The following is a 22568-nucleotide window of genomic DNA, read 5'->3' as shown; positions in this document are numbered from 1 at the left end:
CTACCGTTTCAATGGCTTAATTTGGCAAAATTTAGGTAACTTTTTTTGCAATAGTTTGTTCGGACAATTCGCTATTTGCGTTTGTTTGTGTGGTTTTGATAAAATTATTTTTTTTGTAATGCGGTATTTTGGACATCAGCATTTGATAAAGTAGGGCTAGGCACAGCCACTTGATTGCTGGCAATTTGGTTGCCAGCAGTTTGGCGTTGATACAAAGTAGCAAAAACGCCAATGCTTACGAGTGTTGCAGTAAAGAGTAAAGCGATAAGCCAGTTTTGGGTGCGAGTCATGGTAGCCCCTAATCGGTTGTTGGTATGATACCTACTATACCGATTAAGGCCTAACACAGGCTTAAGCAATGAAAATTTGTATGTTTTTGAACAAAAATTTTATTTTCTCAATAATTTTTGATAAATAAAACTTCTCACAAAATTTGGCAGCAGCCTAACAGGCAACCGAATTACCAAATTTTTCACCATATGAGCGACAGTCAAAAACCCCATTTGATAAAATGAACGTTGCATAGCGATTTCATTGTTGGCATAAGCAAGTCCGCCCCGCCGTTCATACATCGCCTGCCCTGCCCGAGCATATACCAACACATCGGGCAAATTGGCAAACTTTTCACCGTTTAACAACAACCGCACCCACAAGTCATAATCTTCATAAAGCGATGCATGGCGATAACTGCCGACCGCTTGCACCGCAGATTTTTTGAATGCCACCGTCATGTGGTTAATCGGATTGCGAGATTTTGCATAATTGACAATTTGCTCATTCGTGGTCGGCACAGTGCGACTGGCGTGGCTGTTTTGCGAATTGTCATTAAATTCGGCAATTTGACCACCAACGACCGAAATTTTCGGATTATTTTTAATAAAATCAACTTGTTTGGCAAATCGTTCTGGCACACAAATATCATCAGTATCCATACGAAAAACCCATTCATGTTGGCAATGTTTAAGCCCTGCATTTAAGGCTTTGCCAAGTCCAACATTTTGTGGTAGCTTGATGATTTTTAACGGTAATTTGGCTTGCCATTTATCAACAATCATTTGCAAATTTTGGTTAATTTGACCATCAAACACCAAAACAATTTCATCAGATTGCAAATTTTGATTTAATAAACTATTAAAACATTCTATCAAATACTCGCACTTTTCTTTATCATACAATGACATTAACACAGAAAATTTCATCAATCATTCCCTATTAACCATTGCTCAGCTACATCATTTTTTACTTTACGAGCGAACCAAAAACCGTTATTTTTAGCCGTTTGTAATTGCTCAAAACTCAAATAAAGTGGGCTATTACCATTATTGACTGTTTTGTCAAAAATAATTAGGCGTTTATTATCATTGCTTAGGCTAATTTGATTGTGCAATTTTTCTGTAATCAGCGTTTGTAAAAAATGCTCATCTGGAACAAGTTTTTGACAAAAAAATTCGCTATATTCCTGCACGAATGGCAAAATTTTCGCCCAATCTTCCCGAGTTACCGAAAACCATTGCGAACCAAAAAAAGTTAGCTTTTGATACAGCACAACTTTGGCAAATCCTTGTTGCAGTTTTGTCAAAACTTTCCCCACAAAAGAGCGTTGCCAATCGCTATCTGCGTGCAGTGCATTCATGATAAATCGGTAGCGGTATTTTGGATTTTGTTCACATTGTAACATCACGGCAAAATTAAAATTTTCTTTCCAATTTTTTTCAATAAAATCAAAATCTTGCAAAACCACATCTTCACCACTTACCAAATGAAAATAGGCATTTTCGCTGTTACTAAAAGCGGTTTCAAACAGATTTAAAGTTGCTTGCACTTGGCTAAATCCGCCCCATTTTACATCAATTCGGTTATCAAGATAATAAATATTTTCTAAATTTACTTTTTCAAAATTTTTCACTTTTTTGTCAAAATGCACATAAAAATTGACGTTTTTTTCACGTTTTGCCAATTGGATAAAATAATCAATCGGTTTGTGCGTTTGGATTAAAACTGCGTGTTTTTTCATGATTTTTGTTCGCTTTTATCTAAATTTAGCAAGGTAAAATCACGGCTTGCCAAAAACTGATAGGCATTGCTAAATTGTTCCATAAGTTGTTGATTATAAACCATAAAAATAGCAACATTCGGCAATTGTCGCAACGAAAAAACCGCCGTACTGATAAAGGTATAAATCTCGTATTGCATGGTCAGATTGGCGGTTAGCTCGTCAATCAGATAATCTTCAATGATTTTTTCGCTATGAATGACCGTCAAAATATCGCTAAAATCCAGATTTTCTCGTGGGTGTGGCACAAAACTGTCAATAGCAAACTTTTGTTTCATATTCACCACGATTTCACGATAAGCATTTTCACCGATGAAATTATCCAACGCTTGTCCCAATAAAATCCGTTTGATTGATAAAGTTTTATTATTAGTCTTTTTTAAATTTTTAAACAAAAAAATCGGTTCTATATTTTCTATAATATTTTTTTCATTGGGAAAAATTGTATAATGTTTTTGCGAAACCGCTAAAATACTCGGAATATCTGGGTATTTAATGCCAATCAGTTTTTTAAACGTTTGTTGTGCAAAGGATTTTTGTAAGGGATTAAAATAAGTAGAATTGGGAAAAATATTGGCTGTGCCGTCATCAAATGTGTATAATTGATTAAAATTTATTTTAGAAATAATATATTGTAAAAAAATTACGTCAATACTTGCTAGATAAATATTGTTAATTTTTTTTTGATAAACATTTAAGTTTTTTAAACAAGTTTTAATTTTATTGAGCGTAGCAAATCTTGCTTGCCACGTTTGATTTTTAAGCTCTATATATTCAGTTTTTTGACAAGAATTTTTTAGTTTTTTAAAATAATTCCGATGTTTTGCATTGTCGCCATACGGTAAATATAAACCGATAAAATCGCCTTGTGTTTGCTTGATGATTTGTTCAGCGATTAAAACTTGTAATGGCGTAATGCAGAGAATAATATTCATTTTTTCTTATCAATTTGTTTAGTAAAATAGTATAATAACGGCAATAAAATAGCTGTACTGATAACGCTTGCCAACGGCACAAACTGCATATTTTCAACGCTCGCCCACCACAAAACCAGCAAATAAACCACCGTTGAAATCACCGAACAAGCAGAAATTTGGGCGTTTTTGGCATGATAAAACAGATAATTTACCAAAATTAAGTAGGGAATTGTCAGCGAAAACGCAAATACAAAAAACACCGTATAAAAACGGCTTGGGGCGAACGCCTCACCAAGCACAAAAGTAAACAACGACAAGGGCAACAAATAGGCAAACAGCGTTACCACAATCGGCACGGCAAGGCTGAACCAAAAGGCTCGGTGTAAGTGTGCAAGCTGAATTTTGCCTGTTTTTAGCCGTTCATAAAGGTAAGGCACGCCTGCCGAATTCACCGCCATAATTAGTACAGTTACCACGCTCGCCACTTGCACACCTGCCGAATAAACGCCAAGTTCATGGGCGGAAAATCGCTCGTTAATCAGCACACGGTCAAACTGCCCTTTAACCGTATAACTCAAAGCATGCAAAATCAACGGCAAGCCAAAAGTGATGATATAGCCGATTGCCAATTTTAGCAGTTTTAGCGTTGGGCGAATGCGAATGTCAAACGTCTTTTTTAACAGTAATATCGCACCACTAAAGGTAATAAAGTACGACAGACTTATCGCCATCAGTCGCTCTATCACCTTGTTTTCATTCAATAAATAAAACAGACCAACGGTAAAAATTACGTTGGTTATCGCAAGGCTAATTTGAATAACAAAATAGCTAAACGGGCGTTTTTGACATTGGCGTAAGGCAAGTTGATTTTGTACCAAACTTTGCAAAAATGCAATCAAAACGCAATAAAAAAAACCTTCGCTTTTTTGCAAAATGCTGATAATAACACCCAACAAAAATATAGCAAAACTATATAAACCACCTGCCAACAGCAGATTGCCAAGCCCATTTTTGCCATAAACATAGTAATAACGAGTTATCGCACCGTTTTGCGATAGGCTCATAAAAATCAGCAAAAACGCCCCAATCGCCAAATAATATGACAACTCTCCAAAGCCGTCTGTGCCAAGCATTCTGGTCAAATACGGCAACAGCAAAAACGGCATGGCTTTTGACAACAATTCACCTGCTAGGTAAATCACGCTGTCTTTTAATAGGGCAGATTTGGCAAGGGATTGGACTTTTTTTCGCATTTAATCGTTATTTTTCAATCACTTCCCAAGACGTTGCGGTATTTTTGGCAATATCGCACAGCACTTTTTTACCCAAAATTTCATCAAAAAACTTCGGTGCAAGCCCAAAACCGGGGCGAACGCTACGCACACAAGTTTCATCAATGACATCGCCTTTTTGCATATCTTTGACAAAATACAACGAACGGCGAAATTGTACGTTGCCGATTTCACTAGATTTGCGACCATAATCCACACACCCAAGAGATTGCCAAGCAGTTTTGCTATCCTTACACAGATTGGTTAAATCGGTAGGTTCTAACGAAAAACTGTCGTCCGCTCCACCACCGTTACGGTCTAGGGTGAAGTGTTTTTCAATAATACACGCACCCATCGCAATGCTTACCATCGCTGTGGTGTTGTCAAGTGTGTGGTCGGACAAGCCAATCGGCACGCCAAATCGTGTCTGCATGTCGGCAATGGTGCGTAGGTTGTAGTCGTGGGCAGGGGCAGGATAGCCACTTACGCAGTGCAGTAACGCCAATTCGGTGCAACCACCATCACGAGCGGTCGCAACAGCTTCGGCAATTTCTTGCTCGTCCGCCATGCCTGTGGAAATAATCATCGGCTTGCTTGTGCTTGCCACATATTTGATGAGTGGCAAATCAATGGCTTCAAACGATGCGATTTTGTACGCAGGGGCGTTTAGATTTTCTAATAAATCTACCGCTGTAAAATCAAATGGCGAGCTAAAAATGGTAATGCCAATTTTGCGTGCGTGGTCAAACAGTGGCTTGTGCCAATCCCAAGGCGTGTAGGCTTGCTCGTACAGTTCGTACAGCGACCGTCCGTCCCACAGTCCGCCATGAATTTGAAAATCTGGGGCAGTGCTGTTGAGCGTTATGGTGTCTGGGGTGTAGGTTTGCATTTTGACAGCGTCTGCACCGCACACTTTGGCGAGTTCGATGATTTTAAAGGCGTTGTCGATGTTGCCGTTGTGGTTGGCGGACATTTCGGCGATGATGTAAGGCGGATAGCCTGTGCCAATTGGGCGGTTGTTGATTTGAAAATTTTTTGTCATGATTTCATATCTTAAAATAAAAATTGTTCACTTGTTAATTCAAACTCAAAGACATCATACGTTTGATTGTTTACGCTAAAATACTGTTTTAACACATCTTTTTCCACAAAACCCAATTTACGGTGCAACGCCAAAGACGCTTGATTATACGCAAGCACTTGAGCGGTAATCGCTTGCGGTGGCTTTTGATATAAAGTGTTGGTTTGATTAAAAATAAAACCAATCGCCAACACCCCAAGCAAAAACCCCAACCCCTGCCCTTTTGGACAATCTGGCGATAAATAAAAACCCCAACTAGCCTTATTCGTTGCTAAAGCGTTTTTAGATTTTACAGAATTATTTAACGTTTGGTATTTATCAACTGTTAGGCGTGTAAAATTGACAAACCCGATAGGTTGTTGATTTAACTCAAAAATTAGCAAAGTTACATTTGATAAACTTAACTGTTTGTTAAACCATTTTTTATGGTCGGATAACGCAATTTCATCTTGCCCAAACATAAATTTGCGAACTTCTTCATGATTCCGCCATTGCCAAACAGTTATTAAATCATTTACTGTTGCCAATCTTACCGATATTTTGGCAAAATTTTGTTGGTATTTTACTGATAAATCAAGGTAATTTGCTACTCGTTTTGCTCCAAATCCATCAACAACTTTTTGGCAATTTTGGCTAATTTTAACAAAAGTTTGTTGCAAATCTTGTAGTTTTGCTAAAAAATCCTGCTCAAAATTTTGCAAATCCAATAAGGCAACCACTGCATTTTTTTCATGCAATACATTTGCCAAATAGCTTTGATTATCAGCAAGCACAAGTAGCAAAGCCGGCACGCCAAGACAGCACCGCTCCCAAGACGTGCTACCACCTGCACCGATTGCCATATCGGCATTTGCCATAAGTTCTGCCATATTATCCGCACCGATAAGCACATGACAATTCGGCATTTGTTTAGCAAAATCTTGTACACTTGGCGTATGGGGTGCAGTTTTTCCCATGACTACGGTAATATTAAAATTTTGTTCAGTTTTTTGACAATATTCGGCTAGATTTTGCAACACTTTTAGCGTGATATTATCTTTATCCACACCACCCAAATTGATTAAAATCGTCTTTATTTTGCTAATTTTTTGCCGTCTGCCTAGGCTAAATTCTCGCCAATTAGCAAATTCATCACGCAATAAAGCAAAACGGCAACCCAGTAATAATTGACAGTTTTTTAGCACAAGTGATTGATAATCATCATTTTTTCTGCCAAACGTTTGGTCTAGCAAAATATCACAATCATGTTCTCGGTCGGCTAAATCATCAATTTGTAAAATTTTAACATTGGGAAAATGTTGCCTTGCCAACGTTTGCCAATTTTTAGCAATTGCATAATGGTCAATAATCAGCCAATTAGGTTGTATTTTTTGTAAAATCGGTAAACATTCGGCAAAATCGTCTGTTTCGCTCACGCCTAGCCATTCGCTATGGGCATAATTTTTTGTAAAATTTTGATTTTTTGGTTTTGCTAAGATTTCAACGTTTATATTTTGATTATTAAAAAAATCTATCAAATGTCCGTCATGTTCTCGGCAAATAAAAGTAACTTCATGCTCATTTTTTTTCAAAGCATTCGCAAGGGTCAAACATCGCATGATATGACCACTACCGATTTGTAAACTTGCGTCTGCTCTAATAACAAATTTCATTTTAACCCTTTAGCCGATACAGCATTTCAGCAAATTGCCAATCGTCATCGTTATCAATATCCACCACGCTATTTTTTGGCAAAATAAATGCAAGTCCATGATTATGAATAGAATTTTCATTTAGCCACGAATCACGGCTGCCCCAATAAAACTGCCCTGCATCATGATAAGCCGTTGTTAAATCTTGGGTGCGAGTGCTTTCATTGTCAAAAATCGTGGTAGTTTTTCCTTGTTCATCAATTTTTAACGCACGAAAAATAGACGATTCAAACGCCAATACAGGAAAACAAAACAAATGGTTTGATTCTTGCCAATTTTCAAAACTTTTGGTTAAATACTCACTTTTTAACAAAGGCGTACACGGATAAATACAGCAAATATTGGTAAAATTTTGTCCAATATTATCAATTGCATGGCGAATTACCGCAACCGTTGTCGCATAATCATCAGCAAGTTCTGCAGGGCGTTTTAACACCTCTGCTCCGTATTGCTCGGCAATGCTTGCGATTTCATCATCATCGGTAGATACAATGATTTTGTCAAATAATTCGCTGTTTTTTGCGGTAGTGATGGCGTAAGCAATCATGGGCTTGCCACAAAAATTTTTGATATTTTTGCGTGGAATGCGTTTGCTACCGCCACGAGCAGGAATGATACAAATGTTCATTAATTTAACGCCTTTTGCAACGCACGCACCACATCATCTTGCATTTCATCAGTCAAATCATAAAAAAGTGGCAAGCTAATCGCCCCTTGATAGTAGTTTTCTGCATTGACAAGATCGCCCTGCTGAAAGCCCATTTTGGCATAATACGGCTGAGTATGCAAAGGAATGTAATGCACATTGACGCCAATGTTTTGTTCACGCAGAGTGTCAAATACTTGTTTACGAGTTTTGCCACTTTCCACTTTAATTTGAATTGGATATAAATGCAAACCCGAATAATTGTTTGGATTTCTAAACGGTAAAATAATCGGAAAATCTTTGAGCAATTCATCATAACGCTTGGCAAGCTCGTGACGGCGAGCAACAAATTTATCCAAATTTGCCATTTGGCTCACGCCCAATGCCCCTTGCAATTCGGTCATACGGTAGTTAAAACCCAAGTCAATCTGCTGATAATACCAACTGCCATCAGGCTCGCCCACCATTTTATCGACTTCACGAGTGATGCCATGACTGCGAAACAGTTGCATTTTTTCGGCTAATGCTTGGCTGTTGGTGGTGGCAAGCCCACCTTCGGCTGTGGTGATGATTTTGACAGGGTGAAAGCTAAAAACGGTAATATCACTAAATTCACAATTTCCAATCGGTTTGCCGTCATATTTTCCACCAATGGCGTGCGATGCGTCTTCAATGATTTTAAAACCGTAAGTTTTTGATAATTCGTGAATTTTTGCCATATCGCACGGCTCGCCTGCAAAATGCACAGGCACGACAATTTTTGGTAATTTGTTTTGTGTTTTGGCAATTTCTAATTTTTCGGCAAGTTTTTCTACTGATAAATTCAGCGTAATAGGGTCAACATCCACAAAATCCACGCTTGCCGCGCAGTACAAGGCACAATTTGCCGATGCGACAAAAGTATTTGGCGTTGTCCACAAAATATCGCCTTTGCCAAGACCTAAAGCCAAACAAGCGATATGTAAGGCAGAGGTGGCACTATTGACTGCAACGCCAAATTTTGCACCTGTATAATCAGCCACCAATTTTTCAAACGCTGGCACTTGACTGCCTTGCGTTAAGAAATCGGAATGTAGAACTTGCACCACTGCATCAATATCAGCTTGGGTGATGTGTTGCCGTCCGTAAGGAATAAATTGCGTTGCCATAATATTACCGATTAAATTTTACCAATCTTGTGTTTATTTTGCTCAATCCATGTTTGCAATTGTTCAACCGTCATCCATTCACTGTTGTTATCGCTGGCATAGACAAAACCTTCGGCAACTTTTTTACCGTCTTTGATGCGTTCAGGCGTTTCGTCCCAACCGTTAATTGCAGGCAAAATTTTAAAATGCTCAGGATATTCATAAGTGTGAAAAGAATCCTCGCTACTAATCATTTGCTCATGCAGTTTTTCCCCAGGGCGAATGCCGATGATTTGTTGCTTGCAATCTGGGGCAACGGCGGTGGCAAGGTCAGTCATTTTCATAGACGGAATTTTTTTGACATAAATCTCACCGCCTATCATATCATCAAATGCGTTCCAAACCAGCTCTACGCCTTGCTCAAGCGAAATCATAAAGCGAGTCATACGTTCATCGGTAATTGTCAAAACGCCACCATTTTTAATTGACAAAAAGTAAGGAATGACCGAACCACGAGAACCCATAACATTGCCATAACGCACCACCGCAAAGCGTGTGCCATGCTCGCCAGAATAGGCGTTGCCTGCAACAAACAATTTATCAGATGCTAATTTGGTTGCACCATAGAGATTAACAGGGCTAGATGCTTTGTCGGTGGATAAGGCAACGACTTTTTTTACGCCTTTATCAATGCACGCATCAATCAGATTCATCGCCCCATTGATGTTGGTTTTTACGCATTCAAAGGGGTTGTATTCGGCTGTTGGTACGATTTTTGTCGTTGCCGCATGAACCACATAATCCACACCGTCCAACGCACGATACAGACGGTCTTTATCACGCACATCACCGATAAAAAAACGCACGCGTTTGTCGTCTTTATATAGCTTTGCCATTTCCCATTGTTTCATTTCATCACGAGAAAAAATGATGAGTTTTTTGGGATTGTATTTGGCAAGGGTCATCGGCACAAATGTATGACCGAACGAACCTGTACCGCCTGTGATTAAAATGGTTGAATTGCTTAACATGAAAAAACCTTGAATTTTTAAAATTTTTGTTAAGTAATCGGACAAAATTCATTATATTTTATGGTGGGTTACGCCAAAAAGACGGCTAACCCACCCTACAAACCTTTTATATTTAAAATTGCCCTTTTACTTATCTATAAAAAAGCGTAAGCCCAGTTGAACTTACGCAAATACATACACTTTGTTAGCCAATCGTTTGTTAGCGAAAATCTGTCGCTATTATACAACCACCACCATCAAACAAGCAACCACAACCAGCAACACACCCACCGCAATTTTTAAAATTTTATTTTGGCTTTTGACTTCTGCCAAAGCGGTTTGCACTTCGGCATTTTTGACGGTCAAAGCATTTAATTGTTGTTTTTGTTCTTCTATTTTTTGTTGGTATTCGGTGACGGATTTTTTGGGTTTTTCTTCGGTTTTATCTTGTTTCTTGCCTGTGAATTTTGCAATCAACTCTTGCACGACTGCCATCACACCGATTTTTAAGAAAAACTCTTTGATTTGGGCGACTTTTGTCATATCACCACGAAATTGCAATTTTTCTACCGCACTCACTTTTTGGGTAAAAATCGCTTGAGCCACTTCCCACGTAAAGCCATTAATCGTCACATCAACCTGCTGATTGGGCTGTAACTCGCTATCAAGCAACACACCATTGACCGTAAAAGTCGCATAAAACGTTACGTGTGGCACATAGCTACGGATACACAGTACCGTATTATCCTGCACGAGCGGATACGCCGCCTGACGCAAACTAGCATCAGCACGCAACAATAAAGTCAACAAAGTTTCTATCAATACCAGCACCACGCCCAACGCCGTTTTGCTAAATGGATTGTCGGCTGTGCTGGGATTGGTCTGTTGATTTGGGTTAATTTGTGAATGAGATTGATTGTCTACCATGAAATACTCTAAATTTTTCACACCAATAAAAATTGCCATCATACCTTGACAACCGACATATCACAAGTAATTAAGCGTTAAAAAGCGTATTTTTTGGTAAAAAATGCAAAAAATCACAAAAAATCGTAAAAAAAATCACAAAAATGTAAAAATTCACTTGCTTATTTTTCTCAGAACCCTTAATCTATAGGCAACTTAACAAAGACACCCCACAAACACAAGCCTTTGGGCGGATTGTAAAAAAATTTGTTAATGTATTTTCATCATGCCAAATTTTTTTGGTAATTTTTACAACACTTTAATTAAAGGATACCTTTATGAATAAGTCAGAATTAGTTGATAGCATTGCTGCAAAATCAGGTTTAAGCAAAGTTCAAGCGAACGACGCACTAAACGCATTCATCGCATCTGTTGGTGAAGCATTGGCAAAAAATGACAGCATCGCATTGGTAGGCTTTGGTACTTTCGCAGTAAAAGAGCGTGCCGCACGTACTGGTCGTAATCCACAAACTGGTGCAGAAATGCAAATCCCAGCAAGCAAAGTTCCAAGCTTTAAAGCGGGCAAAGGCTTAAAAGACAGCGTAAACGGCGTAAAAGCTAAAGCACCTGCAAAAAAAGCTGAAAAAGCACCTGCAAAAGGTAAAAAGAAATAATCTAAATTTTTAACTAAAATTTTAGATAATATCTTAAAAAACGCACTTTTTTGGGTGCGTTTTTTTGTGGGCGTGGTTTTTATAATCTTTTAAATTTATTTTAATACTTGATAATATGGGCGTATGCAATACGCCCCTACAATATGATTTCTATTTTAAATCACTATATCAAAAATTTATTCAATGGTTAAATTGCTAATCGCTCGTGTCAAAACCACGCCATTGGGCGTTTCGCTAAAGGTAGCTCTTGATGTGGTAATCAGTTTTAGGGTTCTTTTGTCTTCAGTGATGGTTTCTACAGTGATAATATCGGCTTTGGCTTGTTTACCTGTGCTAATCATATTGTTAATTTGAATGTTATAATGGTATTGGGTCGCCCTTGCCCAGTTGGTTTGCAGTAGGTTTAAATAATTGGCTTTGTCCAATGTGCTGGTACGCCCACGCCGAGAAATAGAAATCAATGCGTCATCACTCACCAGACGATTGACCGTGCTGATACTTTTGCTGTTGGCAGCTTGGTTCATTTGACTGGCAAAGCGTTGAATGTCGCTGTTGGTGATTTCAGCATGACTAATATTCATCGCAGATAGGCTGATAGCAAAAATACTGGCAACTTGATAAATAGGTTTTAACATAATTTTTCCAAAAAATAAAATAATAAATTTTTACAAATGATACGAAATAATTTGTTACAAACATGATAGCATATTGGTATTTTTGTATGTTGTTAATTTGTTTGATTTTTATCACCGTTTGCTATTTTTGATAAGTTTTTTGCATAAAAATTAAATTTTTGTTGATTTTTTTACCGAATTTGACAAATTTTTTGGGCTTTTATCTTGAAAAAGTTTATTAATCGCTTTAAATCGGTTATCATTGTTAGTTATTTTGATGTTTTTCAAATTTATTTTGTTTTATTAATTCAAGGTTTTTTTATGTTTGCATTGTTTATTCAGTCTGCGTATGCGGACACCGCCCCTGCTACGCCGTCTGCGTCGGCTTCGTTTATGCAGTTGTTGTTACCGATTGCGTTTTTTGCGATTTTTTATTTTATGATTATTCGTCCACAAAACCGCCGTCAAAAAGAACATCGTGCGATGATTGATGCGGTTGCCGAGGGCAATGAGGTGGTTTTTGCAGGGGGCTTGATGGGTCGTGTTAAGCGAGTTCAGGGCGAGTATGCGGTGATTGCGTTGAACGCCAGTCAAGAGGTGATGGTGCAACGTACGTCTATTATTTCGGTGTTGCCTGTTGGTACGATTGACAGTCTAAAATCTTAATTCATTGTTCGTTTATCTTATTTTTTAAGAAGTCAAATTATGCAATATCCTGCTTGGAAATATGTTTTAATTGGCATTGTATTGTTAATCAGTACAATCTATGCCTTGCCTAATCTTTATCCTGATAAGCCTGCGGTTCAGGTAACGGGTGCGTCTGCGAGTACGGTTTTGACCCAAGATGTGCTGACGCAAGCGGAGCAGATTTTAAATGCTCAAAATATTAAAACCACCAACAATAGCTTTGACGGTAGTTCTGCGTTGTTACGCATTGCTGATGAGTCAAGCGAAACCCAAATCAAGGCTCAACAAGTGTTGCGTGAAAAATTGGGCGATAATTATGTGGTGGCGTTAAACCTTGCTCAAACCACACCACAATGGCTACGCAATATCGGTGCCAAACCTGTTAAATTGGGTCTTGACTTGCGTGGCGGTGTACGTTTTGTGATGGAAGTGGACATGAGTAAGACGGTCGGTCAGCGTTTAGAAGCGATTAGCCAAGAAGTCCGCTCTACCCTTCGCACTGAGCAAGTAGGCATTGAGCAATTACAGATTAATCAAGATGGTTTGGCACTAGGTTTTGCCGATAATGCCAGTCGTGATAAGGCGTTAAATCTGTTAAGAGCTAGATTTGGTGCGACTTATGAGTTACAGTCTATCATTCGTAATAACAAGCCTGCTATTAACATGACTTTGACTGAAACTGCCCTTTCACAGATTTCTCAAGATGCCGTTACCCAAAACTTAACCACCATGCGTAACCGTATTAACGAGCTAGGCGTTGCCGAAGCCGTGGTACAAACGCAAGGGGCGAACCGTATTGTGGTGGAATTGCCCGGTGTTCAAGACACCGCCGAAGCCAAGCGTGTGATTGGGCGTACCGCAAACCTTGAGTTTCGTATGGTGTCCGACCAAAATAATAATTGGCAAACCAATCCAACCGATATTTTGCCAGCAGGCACAGAAAGCTACTCTTTTGGCGAAGTGGATAGCCCACAAAAATCGCTACTAGAGCGTCAGCCGATTGTAACAGGTCAAAACGTTCAAGATGCCCAAGCAGGTCTTGACCAAAACGGTATGCCACAAGTAAGCATTACCCTTGACAATGCAGGTGGTAAACTCATGCAAAGCACCACTGCAAAATCGGTTGGCAAACAAATGGCGGTGCTGTTTATTGAAAACAAACAACGTGTCAGCTTTGAACAAGACCCAACCACAGGACAAACCAAAGAAGTCCGCACGCCGTATTCAGAAAGCCGTATCATTAACCAAGCGACCATTCAAGGCGTATTTGGTTCAACGTTCCAAATCACAGGGCTAGACAGCAATGCCGAAGCGTCTGAATTGGCATTGTTACTGCGTGCAGGGGCGTTGGCAGCACCGATGTACTTTGTAGAAGAACGTACCATTGGACCATCATTGGGACAAGACAATATTGAAAAAGGTATTTTCTCAACACAAGTTGGTTATTTATTAGTGTTCTTGTTTATGTTGATTTTTTACCGTTTATTTGGTTTGATTGCCAATATTGCATTAGCGTTTAACTTGATGATGATTTTGGCGGTGATGTCAATTTTGGGTTCGGCTTTGACCTTACCAGGGATTGCGGGGATTGTTTTGACCATCGGTATGGCGGTTGATGCCAACGTGCTGATTTTTGAGCGGATTCGTGAAGAATTGGCAAACGGTGCAAGACCCAAATCATCTATCGTGGCAGGTTTTAACCGAGCTTTTACCAGTATTTTTGATGCCCAGATTACCACGCTATTGGTCGCCTTTATCCTGTTTGCCATTGGTACAGGCCCGATTAAAGGCTTTGCGGTAACACTTGCGATTGGTATTTTAAGCTCAATTTTCACATCTGTTACTGTCACACGTGCGTTGGTGCAATTATTTTATGGCTATCGCAAATCTGTTAAACGTTTGAGCATTGGTTAAGGAGCTAAACATGAGTAAAAACGACAATTTAGACTTAGACAATGACAACATCAATGAGCCTATAAACCCAGAAGAAGCTTTGTCAAAACTGGGTGTAGGCTCAGCGAGTGCCGAAAAAAGCGTCAAACATAACCGAAAAGCCCCGCGTCGTAACGGTAAAGGCGTGAACCAAAACATGAGCAAGGCCAAAACTCATGCCAATAAAGCCCCTGTCAATGACAGCAATTCACAAGCCCCTGCCCCAGTTGCTGATGATTTTGGACAAGATTTTGGTGGTGAAAAAAGTTTGATGGGTCGGCGTATCATTGACTTTATGAAAGTGGCAAAACCGTTTGCGATTTTTTCGGCGATTTTGACCCTTGTGGCAGTGATTGCAATTTTTGCCAAAGGCTTAAATTTGGGACTGGATTTTACAGGCGGTGTATCGGCAACGGTGGTGTATGAACAACCTGTTCAACAAGCCCAAGTTCAAACCGCTTTGTCATCGCACAACATTCATGACGGTATGGTGCAATATTTAGGCAGTAACAAAGAGCTGTTGTTAAGACTGCCCCCACAAGAAAAAATTGAAGGCTTGACCGCAACGCTAGATACTGCCTTAGATTTACCAAACAATAACGCCACTATCCAAAACATTGACGTGGTCGGTAGCCAAGTGGGTAACGAAATTTATTTAAGTGCATTTGGAGCAACCGCAGTCGCCTTAATCTGTATGTACCTGTATGTGGCGGTGCGTTTCCAATCAAAACTGGCTTTTGGTGCGGTGCTTGCCTTGTTCCATGACAGTATTATTACGGTCGGTTTGTTTGCCTTGTTTGGCTGGCCGTTTGATTTGACTGTACTTGCGGCAGTATTGTCATTGATTGGTTATTCTATTAACGATACCATCGTTGTGTTTGACCGTATCCGTGAAAACTTTCGCCGAGTGCGTGGCATTAGCCCAAGAGAAATTGTCAATTTGTCTTTGACCGAAACCTTACGCCGTACCTTTATGACGATTTCAACCGTGTTGCTTGTGGTATTAGCCATGCTGTTTTTGGGTGGTGAGAGCTTAAAATGGTTCTCGGTTGCGTTATTTGTTGGTTTGATTTTGGGTACCTTCTCATCGGTGTACATCGCATCGGCAATTCCGCTATGGCTTGGCATGAGCCGTAAAGACTTTATTGTGGAAGTTAAACCTGAATTTGTGGAAGAAGAAGTAGTCTTTGAAGACCGCAACGCCCCAATTTATGCAGACGATATGCAAACGGTTTATGCTGATGAAACAGTGATAAACCCTGCCCTACCTAACAAAAATGTTTAATATAAATGCTAATGTTGTTGATAAAAAATACGCTATTTAGATGGCGTATTTTTTTTGATATAATGCCCTTCTTTTTTTAAAGTTTTTAAACTCCATGCAAATGCACGCTTTAAAGCCCACATTTAAAACCGCCTTTATCCATTCTTTGCCGATTTTATCAGGCTTTGTCATTCTTGGCACTGCTTATGGTATTTATATGCGAAGTTTGGGCTTTGACATTTATTATCCGATGATATTGTCATTGATTATTTTTGCAGGGTCGGTGGAGTTTATTGCGGCGAGTTTTTTGATTGGGGCATTTAATCCACTTTATGCGTTTTTTATCACGCTGATGGTGAGTGCCAGACAGATTTTTTATGCTATTTCTATGCTTGAAAAATACCACCAAGCGGGCAAAAAAAAGTTTTATCTGATTTCGGCAACCGTTGATGAATCTTTTGCGTTAATTCACGCCCATTATGATTCGCTTGACAAACATATTGACAAACCTTGGTATATGCTATTTAACCTCAATTCGATATAAAAAATCATTTAACTTATTGAAAAAATATAAACAAATAAGAAACCTACAATAAAGAATACCCCAACAGGACATTTTTTAATGTAGGCTTCTTTGTTTGATGACAATAAGCAATCAACCCTGCCAACAAATTACTCATAAACCCAACATAACTACGATGCCTTGAATGCTCAATTTGACACATATTCTTTAACTCATCAAACACAGTTTCAATCAAAAAACGGCGTTTAAGCAATCGTCTATTTAACCATGAAATATCTTTAGATTTCATATTCTTTTTAACATTCGTGATTAACTCAATATCTAAATGCTCATCAAGCCAATCTGTCAATGATTTATCAATATAACCTTTATCAGCAAAGAGTTTACCAAAAACATGAGATTCACAAAGTCTTTTCACAGGTTGCCTATCATCAACATTGCCTTTGGTTACGGTTAGATTGACCAATTCACCTTTATCATTGATAATGACGTGTAGTTTAAAGCCAAAAAACCACCCCATACTGCTTTTACCTCGCTGTGCTGTTTCTGCAAATACTTTGTTGCGGTTGATACGGTGATTATCACATACGGCTAAACTGGTTGAGTCAATGTAGTTTATGCCTGTGCAGTTGTTTTGCATGAGAGATTGTAGGTAGTCACACATGGGAACTATTGCTTTTTCCATGAGTTCTACCATTCTTGTGTAGCTTGGTAGGTTTGGAAAGGCAGGTTTTAGCCATTGGGTGAGGTAGTTGTAGTAGAAGGCTTTAAATTCTCTGTATTTTATTTGGTGAAATACTACCAATATGGTGATGATTTCTGATAAACTAATACGGCATGGTTTGTTTCGTGTTTTTTTACTGCTTTTGCTCTTTTGGGTTAGCATTTTCTTCTGTTGTTCGTTTGTGTATGTTTTGCAATAGTCGTCTATGTGGCAGTATAGTGCTTCGAGGTTGTCCATGTAAGAAGTCCTTGTTAGGGTTGTTTGTGGTGAATTTACTTTAACATATTGGGCTTCTTTTTTTTAGTTTTTTCTTATGTCGAATTCAGGTTATTTATCACCGTTTTGTTGCATTTGTATTGGGTGATTGGAGCAAGTTTGGGGGCGGTATTGGCGGATTTTTTACCGTTTAGCTTAAAAGGGTCAGAATTTGCCATGACTGCCTTATTTTTGGTGATTTTTTTGGAACAATGGCTTAAAGAACCCACCCACGAAAGTTCGCTGATTGGTATTTTTGTAACGGCTATTTGTTTAATTATTTTTGGGGCAAAGATTTTTTTAATACCTGCTATGTTATTGATTTTAATCGCTTTAACCGTCAGACAAACCGCCATTCGCCAAAAATTTACCTCCACATTAAACGCACAAAATGCTGAACAGGTGAAATCATGACTTTAAATCAACAAATCATCACCATTGGCTTGGTTATTTTGGCGTTGCAGTTGTGCCGTTGGGTGGCGTTTTGGGTGTTTCCCGCTCACCGCCCTATTCCGTCATATGTGCAGTATTTGGGCTATGCCCTGCCCCCTGCTGTGTTTGGTATGCTGATTGTGTATTGTTACAAATCAGTGGACATTTTGGGACAATATTACGGTTTTCCAGAGTTTATTTCTGGGTTGTTTGTGATTGGTTTGCATTGTTGGCAACGCAATATATTTTTGTCAATTTTTGCAGGGACGGCTTTGTATATGGTGTTAGTACAAAAGTTTTTTGTTTAATAATAAGAAAGGTGGAAAATAATCCACCTTTTTTACCATTTTAACAACCTTTCGCAATATTATTTGAACACAATATTATTGAACAATCTCTCGCAATTTTTCATACGATTTTAATTGTTCATTTTCATCAAAAATATAACTCACCGCCATGATTTCATCGGCTTGAATGCTGTGTTGCAAGGCTTGATATTTTTGCGTGGCAGTTTGTACCGAACCAATTATCGCACAAGCTTGCATACTGTTTGACATTTGCTCTTCGTGCGGTAGCCACAAGCCATCCATGCTATCCACAGGGGGTAAGAGTGGATTTTGCCCACTACGTACCACATTTAGGAAAAATTGTTGACTTGACGTTGCCAAATAGTGAGCCTGTGCGTCCGTATCGGCAACGATGGCATTGACACCGATGATGACGTACGGTTTTTGCAACACATCAGACGGTTTAAAATTTTGACGGTAAATATGCACCGCTTCGGTGAGCATTCGTGGAGCAAAATGACTGGCAAAGGCATACGGCAAGCCCAATTCTGCCGACAAATACGCACTGGCGGTACTTGATCCCAAAATATATAACGGCACATTTAAGCCTGTGGCAGGGACGGCTTTGACGTGCTGTTGGGCGGTTTCATCGGCAAAATAGCGTTGTAACTCCATCACGTCATGCGGAAAATTGTGCGACACGTCCGCCTCATTACGGCGTAAGGCTCGTGCGGTCATGGGGTCAGTTCCTGGCGCTCGCCCAAGTCCGATGTCCACACGGTTTGGGTAAATGGTCGCTAGTGTGCCGTAAGTTTCTGCCACGATGAGCGGTGAGTGGTTTGGCAACATCACGCCACCACTACCGACACGGATTTTTTGGGTATTTGCCAAAGCGTGCTGTATCAAAATGGACGTGGCAGAGCTGACCAGATACGGCATATTGTGGTGTTCGGCTATCCAATAGCGTGCAAAGTCGTGCCGTTCGGCAAATTGGGCTAGGCGTACCATCGCGTCAATGGCTTGGCGGTTGGTTTGTCCTTGTCGTACTGGGGCAAGGTTTAGGATAGATAGTTGGGTCATTTTTTTCCTTAATTTTCAATCACTTTTAGCAATTGTTCTTTACTTGGCAAAACTGTTTGATATTGGCTGGCAAAAATTTGGCTATTATCCAATGGCAAAGTAAACTCCACCACCGATTGATTCTTATCTTGACACAAAATAAACTTCTGACGGCGTTTTTGGATAAAAGTATTTGACATAAATTTTAATCCTAGTAACTGCAAGTTGGGCGGAAAAATCACACCCAACTTTAAATTTTAAAAATAAAATTAAACCGCCATTTTTAAAATCTTCTCCGACACCGTCAAATCAATCTTTTTATGCTCGCCCAATTTAACAAAACCATGTTCGCTTAATTGGTCTAAAATCGGTTGAATTGCTGTCTCATTTAAATCCACATCGGTAAAACGAATTGGCAAACCCAGCGATTTAAAAAATTCTTCAGTTTTAACAATCGCTTTATCGGTAATCTCATCGTCCGTACCGTTTAACGCCCAGACATTTTTGCCATATTGCACGAGTTTGACTTTTTTATCATCTTTACACACCTTTAAAAGTGCAGGCAAAATAATGCTCAGCGTGCGAGCGTGGTCAATGCCATATAGGGACGTAAGCTCATGCCCTATCATGTGCGTTGCCCAGTCTTGCGGTATGCCCACGCCAATGAGACCATTTAACGCCATTGTTGCCGTCCACATGATATTTTTGCGTGTGTCCATGTCGTTTGGATTTTCTTTTACCGCACGCCCTTCATCAATGAGAATTTTTAATAAACTCTCAGAAAATCCGTCTTGTACTTTGGCATTAACAGGATAAGTCAAATACTGCTCCATGACGTGAACAAACGCATCGCCAATGCCGTTCATGACTTGTCGCTCTGGCAAGGTCAATGTTTTTGCAGGGTCAAGGATAGAAAACTGCGGATAAACAAGCGGATTGCCAAAGGGTAATTTGGCTTTTCTCTCGCTGTGGTTAATCACACCGCCAGAGTTCATCTCCGAGCCTGTGGCAGGAATGGTCAGCACTGTGCCAAGTGGCAGGGCTTTATTGATACCCCGAGTGTAGCTTTTTAATGCTTCCCATGCCTTTTCGTGGTCTTTGTCGTCTTCAAGCGTGGCGGTTAGGGCGATAAATTTTGTGCCATCTAGCACCGAGCCACCACCAACGGCAAGCAAAAAGTCAATGCCTTTGTCATGCACCACGTCCACCGCTTTCATGAGTGTGGTAAATTCTGGATTGGGCTCAATGCCGCCAAATTCGTGGATTTCACGGTTTTCGCCAGCGAGTGCGGTTTTGACTTCATCAAGCGTGCCTGTTTTTTTGGCTGAGTGTCCGCCATAGGTGATTAAAACTTTGGCATTTTTTGGGACAAGGTTTGAGAGTTCTTTGATTTGACCTTCGCCAAAGACGATTTTTACAGGGTTGTGGTATTGGAAGTTGTTCATATTTTTGCCTTTTGAGTTGTTAAAGAAATTATTAATTTATAAACAAATTTTTACTTTCATGAATACTAACTTCTATTCATTAAAGCTATAAACTCTTGTTTTTTGCTACCGATAGATTTTCCAATCACCCCCACTTTCATATTCGCATTTTGAGCAGAATATAAAATACGTTCAAAGATTTCGGATAATTCTTTGATATTTTTGCTACCATCTGGTAAGTTCAAATATCTATCAACAATTTCGTTAGCATTTATATTAGGGGGAACTTGAGAAATCAGAAAGGCTTTGCCCTTTTGATATAGTTCAACCAATTCTTTATTATCAAAATTTTTACTCATAAAAAATCCATATCTTCTGTGGGTATTATGATAAACTATTCTTTTTTCATTGATATTTATTCAATAAAATTTTATAAATTTAAATTAAAAAAACCCACGTTCATATTGTTTTGGCGAATCTTGCAACGGCTGACTATCCACCACATTTTGATGATATTGAGCATTGAGCCACCAATAAGGGTCACGCAATAGCCCACGTCCCACCGCCACAAGGTCGGCATCGCCTGTACCAATAACATGGTCGTCAAGTTGTGGATTATCAAGCATACCCACCGCAATGGTCGGCAAGCCTGTCGCTTCTCTCACTTTGCGAGACAGATACACTTGATAGCCAGCGTTGATTTCTGGGTGATTGCCCTTGTGTAACACGCCATCACCGCCACCACTCACATCAATCAAATCCACGCCCGCATTGGCAAAGCGTTTAGCGACCATCACGCCATAATCACTGTCAAAACCATCTTTGCCATACTCTTGAGCCGAAATACGCACCGCTAACGGCATATCGGCAGGCATGACTTTTTTTACCGCCTTGATGACTTTTTCGCCAAACAATAGTTTGTCTTTGCCATATTCATCATCACGAATATTGGATTTTGGCGAATAAAACTGATGAATCAAATAGCCATGAGCCCCATGAATTTCAATCATATCAAAGCCAGCATCCACCGCACGTTTCACCGCATCGGCAAAGGCTTGGATAATTTCGTCAATTTCGCTAGTGCTTAACGCTCTTGGGGTTTTTAAGTTTTGCCCTGCAAAATCCTGTTCGCCATAGTGAATAGCAGATGGGGCGACCACATCATCGCAATCTTGAGCTTTGCGACCTGCGTGGGCGATTTGAATACCGATTTTTGAGCCTTGAGCATGGACAACGTCCACGATACGCTTGAACGCATCACGCTGTTCATCATTCCACAGTCCCAAGCAATTGGGCGAAATGCGACCATTGGGGGCGACATTGGTCATCTCAACGATAATGAGGCCAACACCGCCCACTGCACGAGACACATAATGCACATAATGCCAGTCATTTGGCATACCATCGGTCGCCGAATATTGGCACATCGGTGGCATGACGACACGGTTTTTTAGGGTTAAATTTTTTAGAGTAAAGGGTTGTTGTAAAAAACGAAATTTTGCCATGATTTTTCTCACTTTTTTTGATTAAGCTTAAGATAATAAGGTTTAAGATAAATTGTTATATATAGAAATATAGATATATTTTTGCAAATTTTTAACATAAAATTTCAACACAATTTCTCACAAAATTTATGCCAAAGTTTGGTTTAAATCTGCCAAAAATTGATTCACCGCCGATTGGTGATAACGGTAATACGTCCATTTGCCAATGCGTTTGGATTCAATTAAATTGGCATTTTTTAAAGTTGTCAAATAGTTGGACACCACGGATTGTGCCAAGCCAGATTTTTCCGCGATAAAGCCCACGCACACGCCACCGACAAAGCCGTCTGGCTCATGGGTTCGCATGGGAAAATGGGTCTGCGGGTCTTTTAGCCAAACAAGCATATCAAAGCGATAATCATTGGCTAGGGCTTTAAATGTATCTATCATGGCTTTTATTATATCTATTTTTCTAGATATGTCAATATATAAATTTAATAAACAAAA

At 39.5% G+C, this 22568-nt stretch carries 25 protein-coding genes and 1 pseudogene; 7 read left to right on the top strand and 19 right to left on the bottom strand.

Annotated features, from left to right (window positions below):
- Window positions 1-104: 104 nt before the first annotated feature.
- The 11 genes from ACGTJS_RS08710 to ACGTJS_RS08660 all read right to left on the bottom strand — a co-directional run bounded on the left by ACGTJS_RS08710 (window position 105) and on the right by ACGTJS_RS08660 (window position 10723).
- Window positions 105-290, bottom strand: a complete 186-nt coding sequence (locus tag ACGTJS_RS08710; RefSeq protein ID WP_410471776.1) for a hypothetical protein — start codon at window positions 288-290, stop codon at window positions 105-107.
- A 99-nt stretch (window positions 291-389) separates the two neighbouring features.
- The gene (locus ACGTJS_RS08705; protein ID WP_410471775.1) at window positions 390-1199 is read right to left on the bottom strand and encodes a glycosyltransferase family 2 protein; all 810 of its coding nucleotides are present in this window, start codon (window positions 1197-1199) and stop codon (window positions 390-392) included.
- On the bottom strand, window positions 1199-2014 hold the full coding sequence (locus ACGTJS_RS08700; RefSeq protein ID WP_410471774.1) for a beta-1,6-N-acetylglucosaminyltransferase: 816 nt from the start codon (window positions 2012-2014) through the stop codon (window positions 1199-1201). The genes ACGTJS_RS08705 and ACGTJS_RS08700 overlap by 1 nt, the downstream gene beginning before the upstream one ends.
- Window positions 2011-2988: a glycosyltransferase family 52 gene (locus tag ACGTJS_RS08695; RefSeq protein ID WP_410471773.1), complete on the bottom strand. Its 978-nt coding sequence runs from the start codon at window positions 2986-2988 to the stop codon at window positions 2011-2013. Before ACGTJS_RS08695 ends, ACGTJS_RS08700 begins: the two co-directional genes overlap by 4 nt.
- Window positions 2985-4223, bottom strand: coding sequence for an oligosaccharide flippase family protein (locus tag ACGTJS_RS08690; protein WP_410471772.1), 1239 nt, complete (start codon window positions 4221-4223; stop codon window positions 2985-2987). The genes ACGTJS_RS08695 and ACGTJS_RS08690 overlap by 4 nt, the downstream gene beginning before the upstream one ends.
- A 7-nt stretch (window positions 4224-4230) precedes the next feature.
- Entirely contained in the window at window positions 4231-5283 is a 1053-nt protein-coding gene (gene pseI / locus ACGTJS_RS08685) for a pseudaminic acid synthase (RefSeq protein WP_315043077.1), read from the bottom strand.
- A gap of 11 nt (window positions 5284-5294) precedes the next feature.
- Entirely contained in the window at window positions 5295-6974 is a 1680-nt protein-coding gene (gene pseG / locus ACGTJS_RS08680; RefSeq protein WP_410471771.1) for a UDP-2,4-diacetamido-2,4,6-trideoxy-beta-L-altropyranose hydrolase, read from the bottom strand.
- Window position 6975: 1 nt separating this feature from the next.
- Window positions 6976-7641 carry a pseudaminic acid cytidylyltransferase gene (pseF, locus tag ACGTJS_RS08675; RefSeq protein WP_315043075.1) on the bottom strand — a complete coding sequence of 222 codons (666 nt, stop codon included), beginning with the start codon at window positions 7639-7641 and terminating at the stop codon, window positions 6976-6978.
- Window positions 7641-8807 carry a UDP-4-amino-4,6-dideoxy-N-acetyl-beta-L-altrosamine transaminase gene (gene pseC / locus ACGTJS_RS08670; protein ID WP_410471770.1) on the bottom strand — a complete coding sequence of 389 codons (1167 nt, stop codon included), beginning with the start codon at window positions 8805-8807 and terminating at the stop codon, window positions 7641-7643. The genes pseF and pseC overlap by 1 nt, the downstream gene beginning before the upstream one ends.
- Before the next feature lie 11 nt (window positions 8808-8818).
- On the bottom strand, window positions 8819-9817 hold the full coding sequence (pseB, locus tag ACGTJS_RS08665; protein WP_410471769.1) for a UDP-N-acetylglucosamine 4,6-dehydratase (inverting): 999 nt from the start codon (window positions 9815-9817) through the stop codon (window positions 8819-8821).
- Between the two features lie 219 nt (window positions 9818-10036).
- Entirely contained in the window at window positions 10037-10723 is a 687-nt protein-coding gene (locus ACGTJS_RS08660) for a hypothetical protein (RefSeq protein WP_410471768.1), read from the bottom strand.
- Window positions 10724-11040: 317 nt separating this feature from the next.
- Here ACGTJS_RS08660 and ACGTJS_RS08655 point away from each other — a divergent pair.
- Window positions 11041-11310 (top strand): annotated as a pseudogene (locus tag ACGTJS_RS08655) (HU family DNA-binding protein); the annotation flags it as partial.
- 242 nt (window positions 11311-11552) lie between these two features.
- Here ACGTJS_RS08655 and ACGTJS_RS08650 read toward each other — a convergent pair.
- A complete protein-coding gene (locus ACGTJS_RS08650; RefSeq protein ID WP_315042569.1) occupies window positions 11553-12011 on the bottom strand; it encodes a hypothetical protein in 459 nt (152 codons plus the stop codon).
- A 300-nt stretch (window positions 12012-12311) separates the two neighbouring features.
- On the opposite strand from ACGTJS_RS08650, the gene yajC reads away from it, so the two are divergent.
- From yajC to ACGTJS_RS08630, 4 genes are all read left to right on the top strand, one after another.
- Window positions 12312-12656 (top strand): preprotein translocase subunit YajC, encoded by a 345-nt coding sequence (yajC, locus tag ACGTJS_RS08645; RefSeq protein ID WP_315042571.1) that lies wholly within the window; start codon window positions 12312-12314, stop codon window positions 12654-12656.
- A gap of 39 nt (window positions 12657-12695) precedes the next feature.
- On the top strand, window positions 12696-14591 hold the full coding sequence (secD, locus tag ACGTJS_RS08640) for a protein translocase subunit SecD (RefSeq protein WP_410471767.1): 1896 nt from the start codon (window positions 12696-12698) through the stop codon (window positions 14589-14591).
- Window positions 14592-14601: 10 nt separating this feature from the next.
- Window positions 14602-15894 (top strand): protein translocase subunit SecF, encoded by a 1293-nt coding sequence (secF, locus tag ACGTJS_RS08635; RefSeq protein ID WP_410471766.1) that lies wholly within the window; start codon window positions 14602-14604, stop codon window positions 15892-15894.
- A gap of 94 nt (window positions 15895-15988) precedes the next feature.
- Window positions 15989-16417: an AzlC family ABC transporter permease gene (locus tag ACGTJS_RS08630; RefSeq protein WP_410471765.1), complete on the top strand. Its 429-nt coding sequence runs from the start codon at window positions 15989-15991 to the stop codon at window positions 16415-16417.
- Window positions 16418-16460: 43 nt separating this feature from the next.
- Here ACGTJS_RS08630 and ACGTJS_RS08625 read toward each other — a convergent pair whose 3' ends face one another.
- Window positions 16461-17357 carry an IS982 family transposase gene (locus ACGTJS_RS08625; protein WP_410471537.1) on the bottom strand — a complete coding sequence of 299 codons (897 nt, stop codon included), beginning with the start codon at window positions 17355-17357 and terminating at the stop codon, window positions 16461-16463.
- A 105-nt stretch (window positions 17358-17462) separates the two neighbouring features.
- On the opposite strand from ACGTJS_RS08625, the gene ACGTJS_RS08620 reads away from it, so the two are divergent.
- Both ACGTJS_RS08620 and ACGTJS_RS08615 read left to right on the top strand, forming a co-directional pair.
- Entirely contained in the window at window positions 17463-17789 is a 327-nt protein-coding gene (locus ACGTJS_RS08620; RefSeq protein WP_410471764.1) for a hypothetical protein, read from the top strand.
- Window positions 17786-18115 (top strand): branched-chain amino acid transporter permease, encoded by a 330-nt coding sequence (locus ACGTJS_RS08615; protein ID WP_315042576.1) that lies wholly within the window; start codon window positions 17786-17788, stop codon window positions 18113-18115. Before ACGTJS_RS08620 ends, ACGTJS_RS08615 begins: the two co-directional genes overlap by 4 nt.
- Before the next feature lie 75 nt (window positions 18116-18190).
- Here ACGTJS_RS08615 and ACGTJS_RS08610 read toward each other — a convergent pair whose 3' ends face one another.
- The 6 genes from ACGTJS_RS08610 to ACGTJS_RS08585 form a co-directional block, all read right to left on the bottom strand.
- Window positions 18191-19174 carry an LLM class flavin-dependent oxidoreductase gene (locus ACGTJS_RS08610; protein WP_410471763.1) on the bottom strand — a complete coding sequence of 328 codons (984 nt, stop codon included), beginning with the start codon at window positions 19172-19174 and terminating at the stop codon, window positions 18191-18193.
- Between the two features lie 8 nt (window positions 19175-19182).
- Window positions 19183-19353 (bottom strand): hypothetical protein, encoded by a 171-nt coding sequence (locus tag ACGTJS_RS08605; protein WP_410471762.1) that lies wholly within the window; start codon window positions 19351-19353, stop codon window positions 19183-19185.
- Between the two features lie 69 nt (window positions 19354-19422).
- On the bottom strand, window positions 19423-20598 hold the full coding sequence (locus ACGTJS_RS08600; RefSeq protein ID WP_410471761.1) for an iron-containing alcohol dehydrogenase: 1176 nt from the start codon (window positions 20596-20598) through the stop codon (window positions 19423-19425).
- Window positions 20599-20663: 65 nt separating this feature from the next.
- Window positions 20664-20936 (bottom strand): hypothetical protein, encoded by a 273-nt coding sequence (locus ACGTJS_RS08595; protein WP_315042583.1) that lies wholly within the window; start codon window positions 20934-20936, stop codon window positions 20664-20666.
- An 84-nt stretch (window positions 20937-21020) separates the two neighbouring features.
- The gene (locus ACGTJS_RS08590; protein ID WP_410471760.1) at window positions 21021-22082 is read right to left on the bottom strand and encodes an NADH:flavin oxidoreductase/NADH oxidase; all 1062 of its coding nucleotides are present in this window, start codon (window positions 22080-22082) and stop codon (window positions 21021-21023) included.
- A gap of 126 nt (window positions 22083-22208) precedes the next feature.
- Window positions 22209-22511 (bottom strand): metalloregulator ArsR/SmtB family transcription factor, encoded by a 303-nt coding sequence (locus tag ACGTJS_RS08585; protein ID WP_315042587.1) that lies wholly within the window; start codon window positions 22509-22511, stop codon window positions 22209-22211.
- Between the last annotated feature and the right edge of the window lie 57 nt (window positions 22512-22568).

This window comes from Faucicola mancuniensis (assembly GCF_046523945.1).
In the GTDB taxonomy this organism is placed as follows: domain Bacteria; phylum Pseudomonadota; class Gammaproteobacteria; order Pseudomonadales; family Moraxellaceae; genus Faucicola; species Faucicola mancuniensis.
Note: the sequence above shows the minus strand (reverse complement) of the source record. Positions and strands in the feature narration are given on the sequence as shown.

Bases quoted from the DNA above. Each gene is read 5' to 3' on its own strand.
- secD (WP_410471767.1), top strand. From the start codon at position 12,696: ATGCAATATCCTGCTTGGAAATATGTTTTAATTGGCATTGTATTGTTA.
- ACGTJS_RS08585 (WP_315042587.1), bottom strand. From the start codon at position 22,511: ATGATAGATACATTTAAAGCCCTAGCCAATGATTATCGCTTTGATATG.
- ACGTJS_RS08630 (WP_410471765.1), top strand. From the start codon at position 15,989: ATGCAAATGCACGCTTTAAAGCCCACATTTAAAACCGCCTTTATCCAT.
- ACGTJS_RS08605 (WP_410471762.1), bottom strand. From the start codon at position 19,353: ATGTCAAATACTTTTATCCAAAAACGCCGTCAGAAGTTTATTTTGTGT.
- pseG (WP_410471771.1), bottom strand. From the start codon at position 6,974: ATGAAATTTGTTATTAGAGCAGACGCAAGTTTACAAATCGGTAGTGGT.
- secF (WP_410471766.1), top strand. From the start codon at position 14,602: ATGAGTAAAAACGACAATTTAGACTTAGACAATGACAACATCAATGAG.
- ACGTJS_RS08710 (WP_410471776.1), bottom strand. From the start codon at position 290: ATGACTCGCACCCAAAACTGGCTTATCGCTTTACTCTTTACTGCAACA.
- pseC (WP_410471770.1), bottom strand. From the start codon at position 8,807: ATGGCAACGCAATTTATTCCTTACGGACGGCAACACATCACCCAAGCT.
- ACGTJS_RS08650 (WP_315042569.1), bottom strand. From the start codon at position 12,011: ATGTTAAAACCTATTTATCAAGTTGCCAGTATTTTTGCTATCAGCCTA.
- ACGTJS_RS08690 (WP_410471772.1), bottom strand. From the start codon at position 4,223: ATGCGAAAAAAAGTCCAATCCCTTGCCAAATCTGCCCTATTAAAAGAC.
- ACGTJS_RS08660 (WP_410471768.1), bottom strand. From the start codon at position 10,723: ATGGTAGACAATCAATCTCATTCACAAATTAACCCAAATCAACAGACC.
- ACGTJS_RS08610 (WP_410471763.1), bottom strand. From the start codon at position 19,174: ATGACCCAACTATCTATCCTAAACCTTGCCCCAGTACGACAAGGACAA.
- yajC (WP_315042571.1), top strand. From the start codon at position 12,312: ATGTTTGCATTGTTTATTCAGTCTGCGTATGCGGACACCGCCCCTGCT.
- pseI (WP_315043077.1), bottom strand. From the start codon at position 5,283: ATGACAAAAAATTTTCAAATCAACAACCGCCCAATTGGCACAGGCTAT.
- ACGTJS_RS08600 (WP_410471761.1), bottom strand. From the start codon at position 20,598: ATGAACAACTTCCAATACCACAACCCTGTAAAAATCGTCTTTGGCGAA.
- ACGTJS_RS08615 (WP_315042576.1), top strand. From the start codon at position 17,786: ATGACTTTAAATCAACAAATCATCACCATTGGCTTGGTTATTTTGGCG.
- pseF (WP_315043075.1), bottom strand. From the start codon at position 7,641: ATGAACATTTGTATCATTCCTGCTCGTGGCGGTAGCAAACGCATTCCA.
- ACGTJS_RS08590 (WP_410471760.1), bottom strand. From the start codon at position 22,082: ATGGCAAAATTTCGTTTTTTACAACAACCCTTTACTCTAAAAAATTTA.
- ACGTJS_RS08625 (WP_410471537.1), bottom strand. From the start codon at position 17,357: ATGGACAACCTCGAAGCACTATACTGCCACATAGACGACTATTGCAAA.
- ACGTJS_RS08700 (WP_410471774.1), bottom strand. From the start codon at position 2,014: ATGAAAAAACACGCAGTTTTAATCCAAACGCACAAACCGATTGATTAT.
- ACGTJS_RS08705 (WP_410471775.1), bottom strand. From the start codon at position 1,199: ATGAAATTTTCTGTGTTAATGTCATTGTATGATAAAGAAAAGTGCGAG.
- ACGTJS_RS08595 (WP_315042583.1), bottom strand. From the start codon at position 20,936: ATGAGTAAAAATTTTGATAATAAAGAATTGGTTGAACTATATCAAAAG.
- pseB (WP_410471769.1), bottom strand. From the start codon at position 9,817: ATGTTAAGCAATTCAACCATTTTAATCACAGGCGGTACAGGTTCGTTC.
- ACGTJS_RS08695 (WP_410471773.1), bottom strand. From the start codon at position 2,988: ATGAATATTATTCTCTGCATTACGCCATTACAAGTTTTAATCGCTGAA.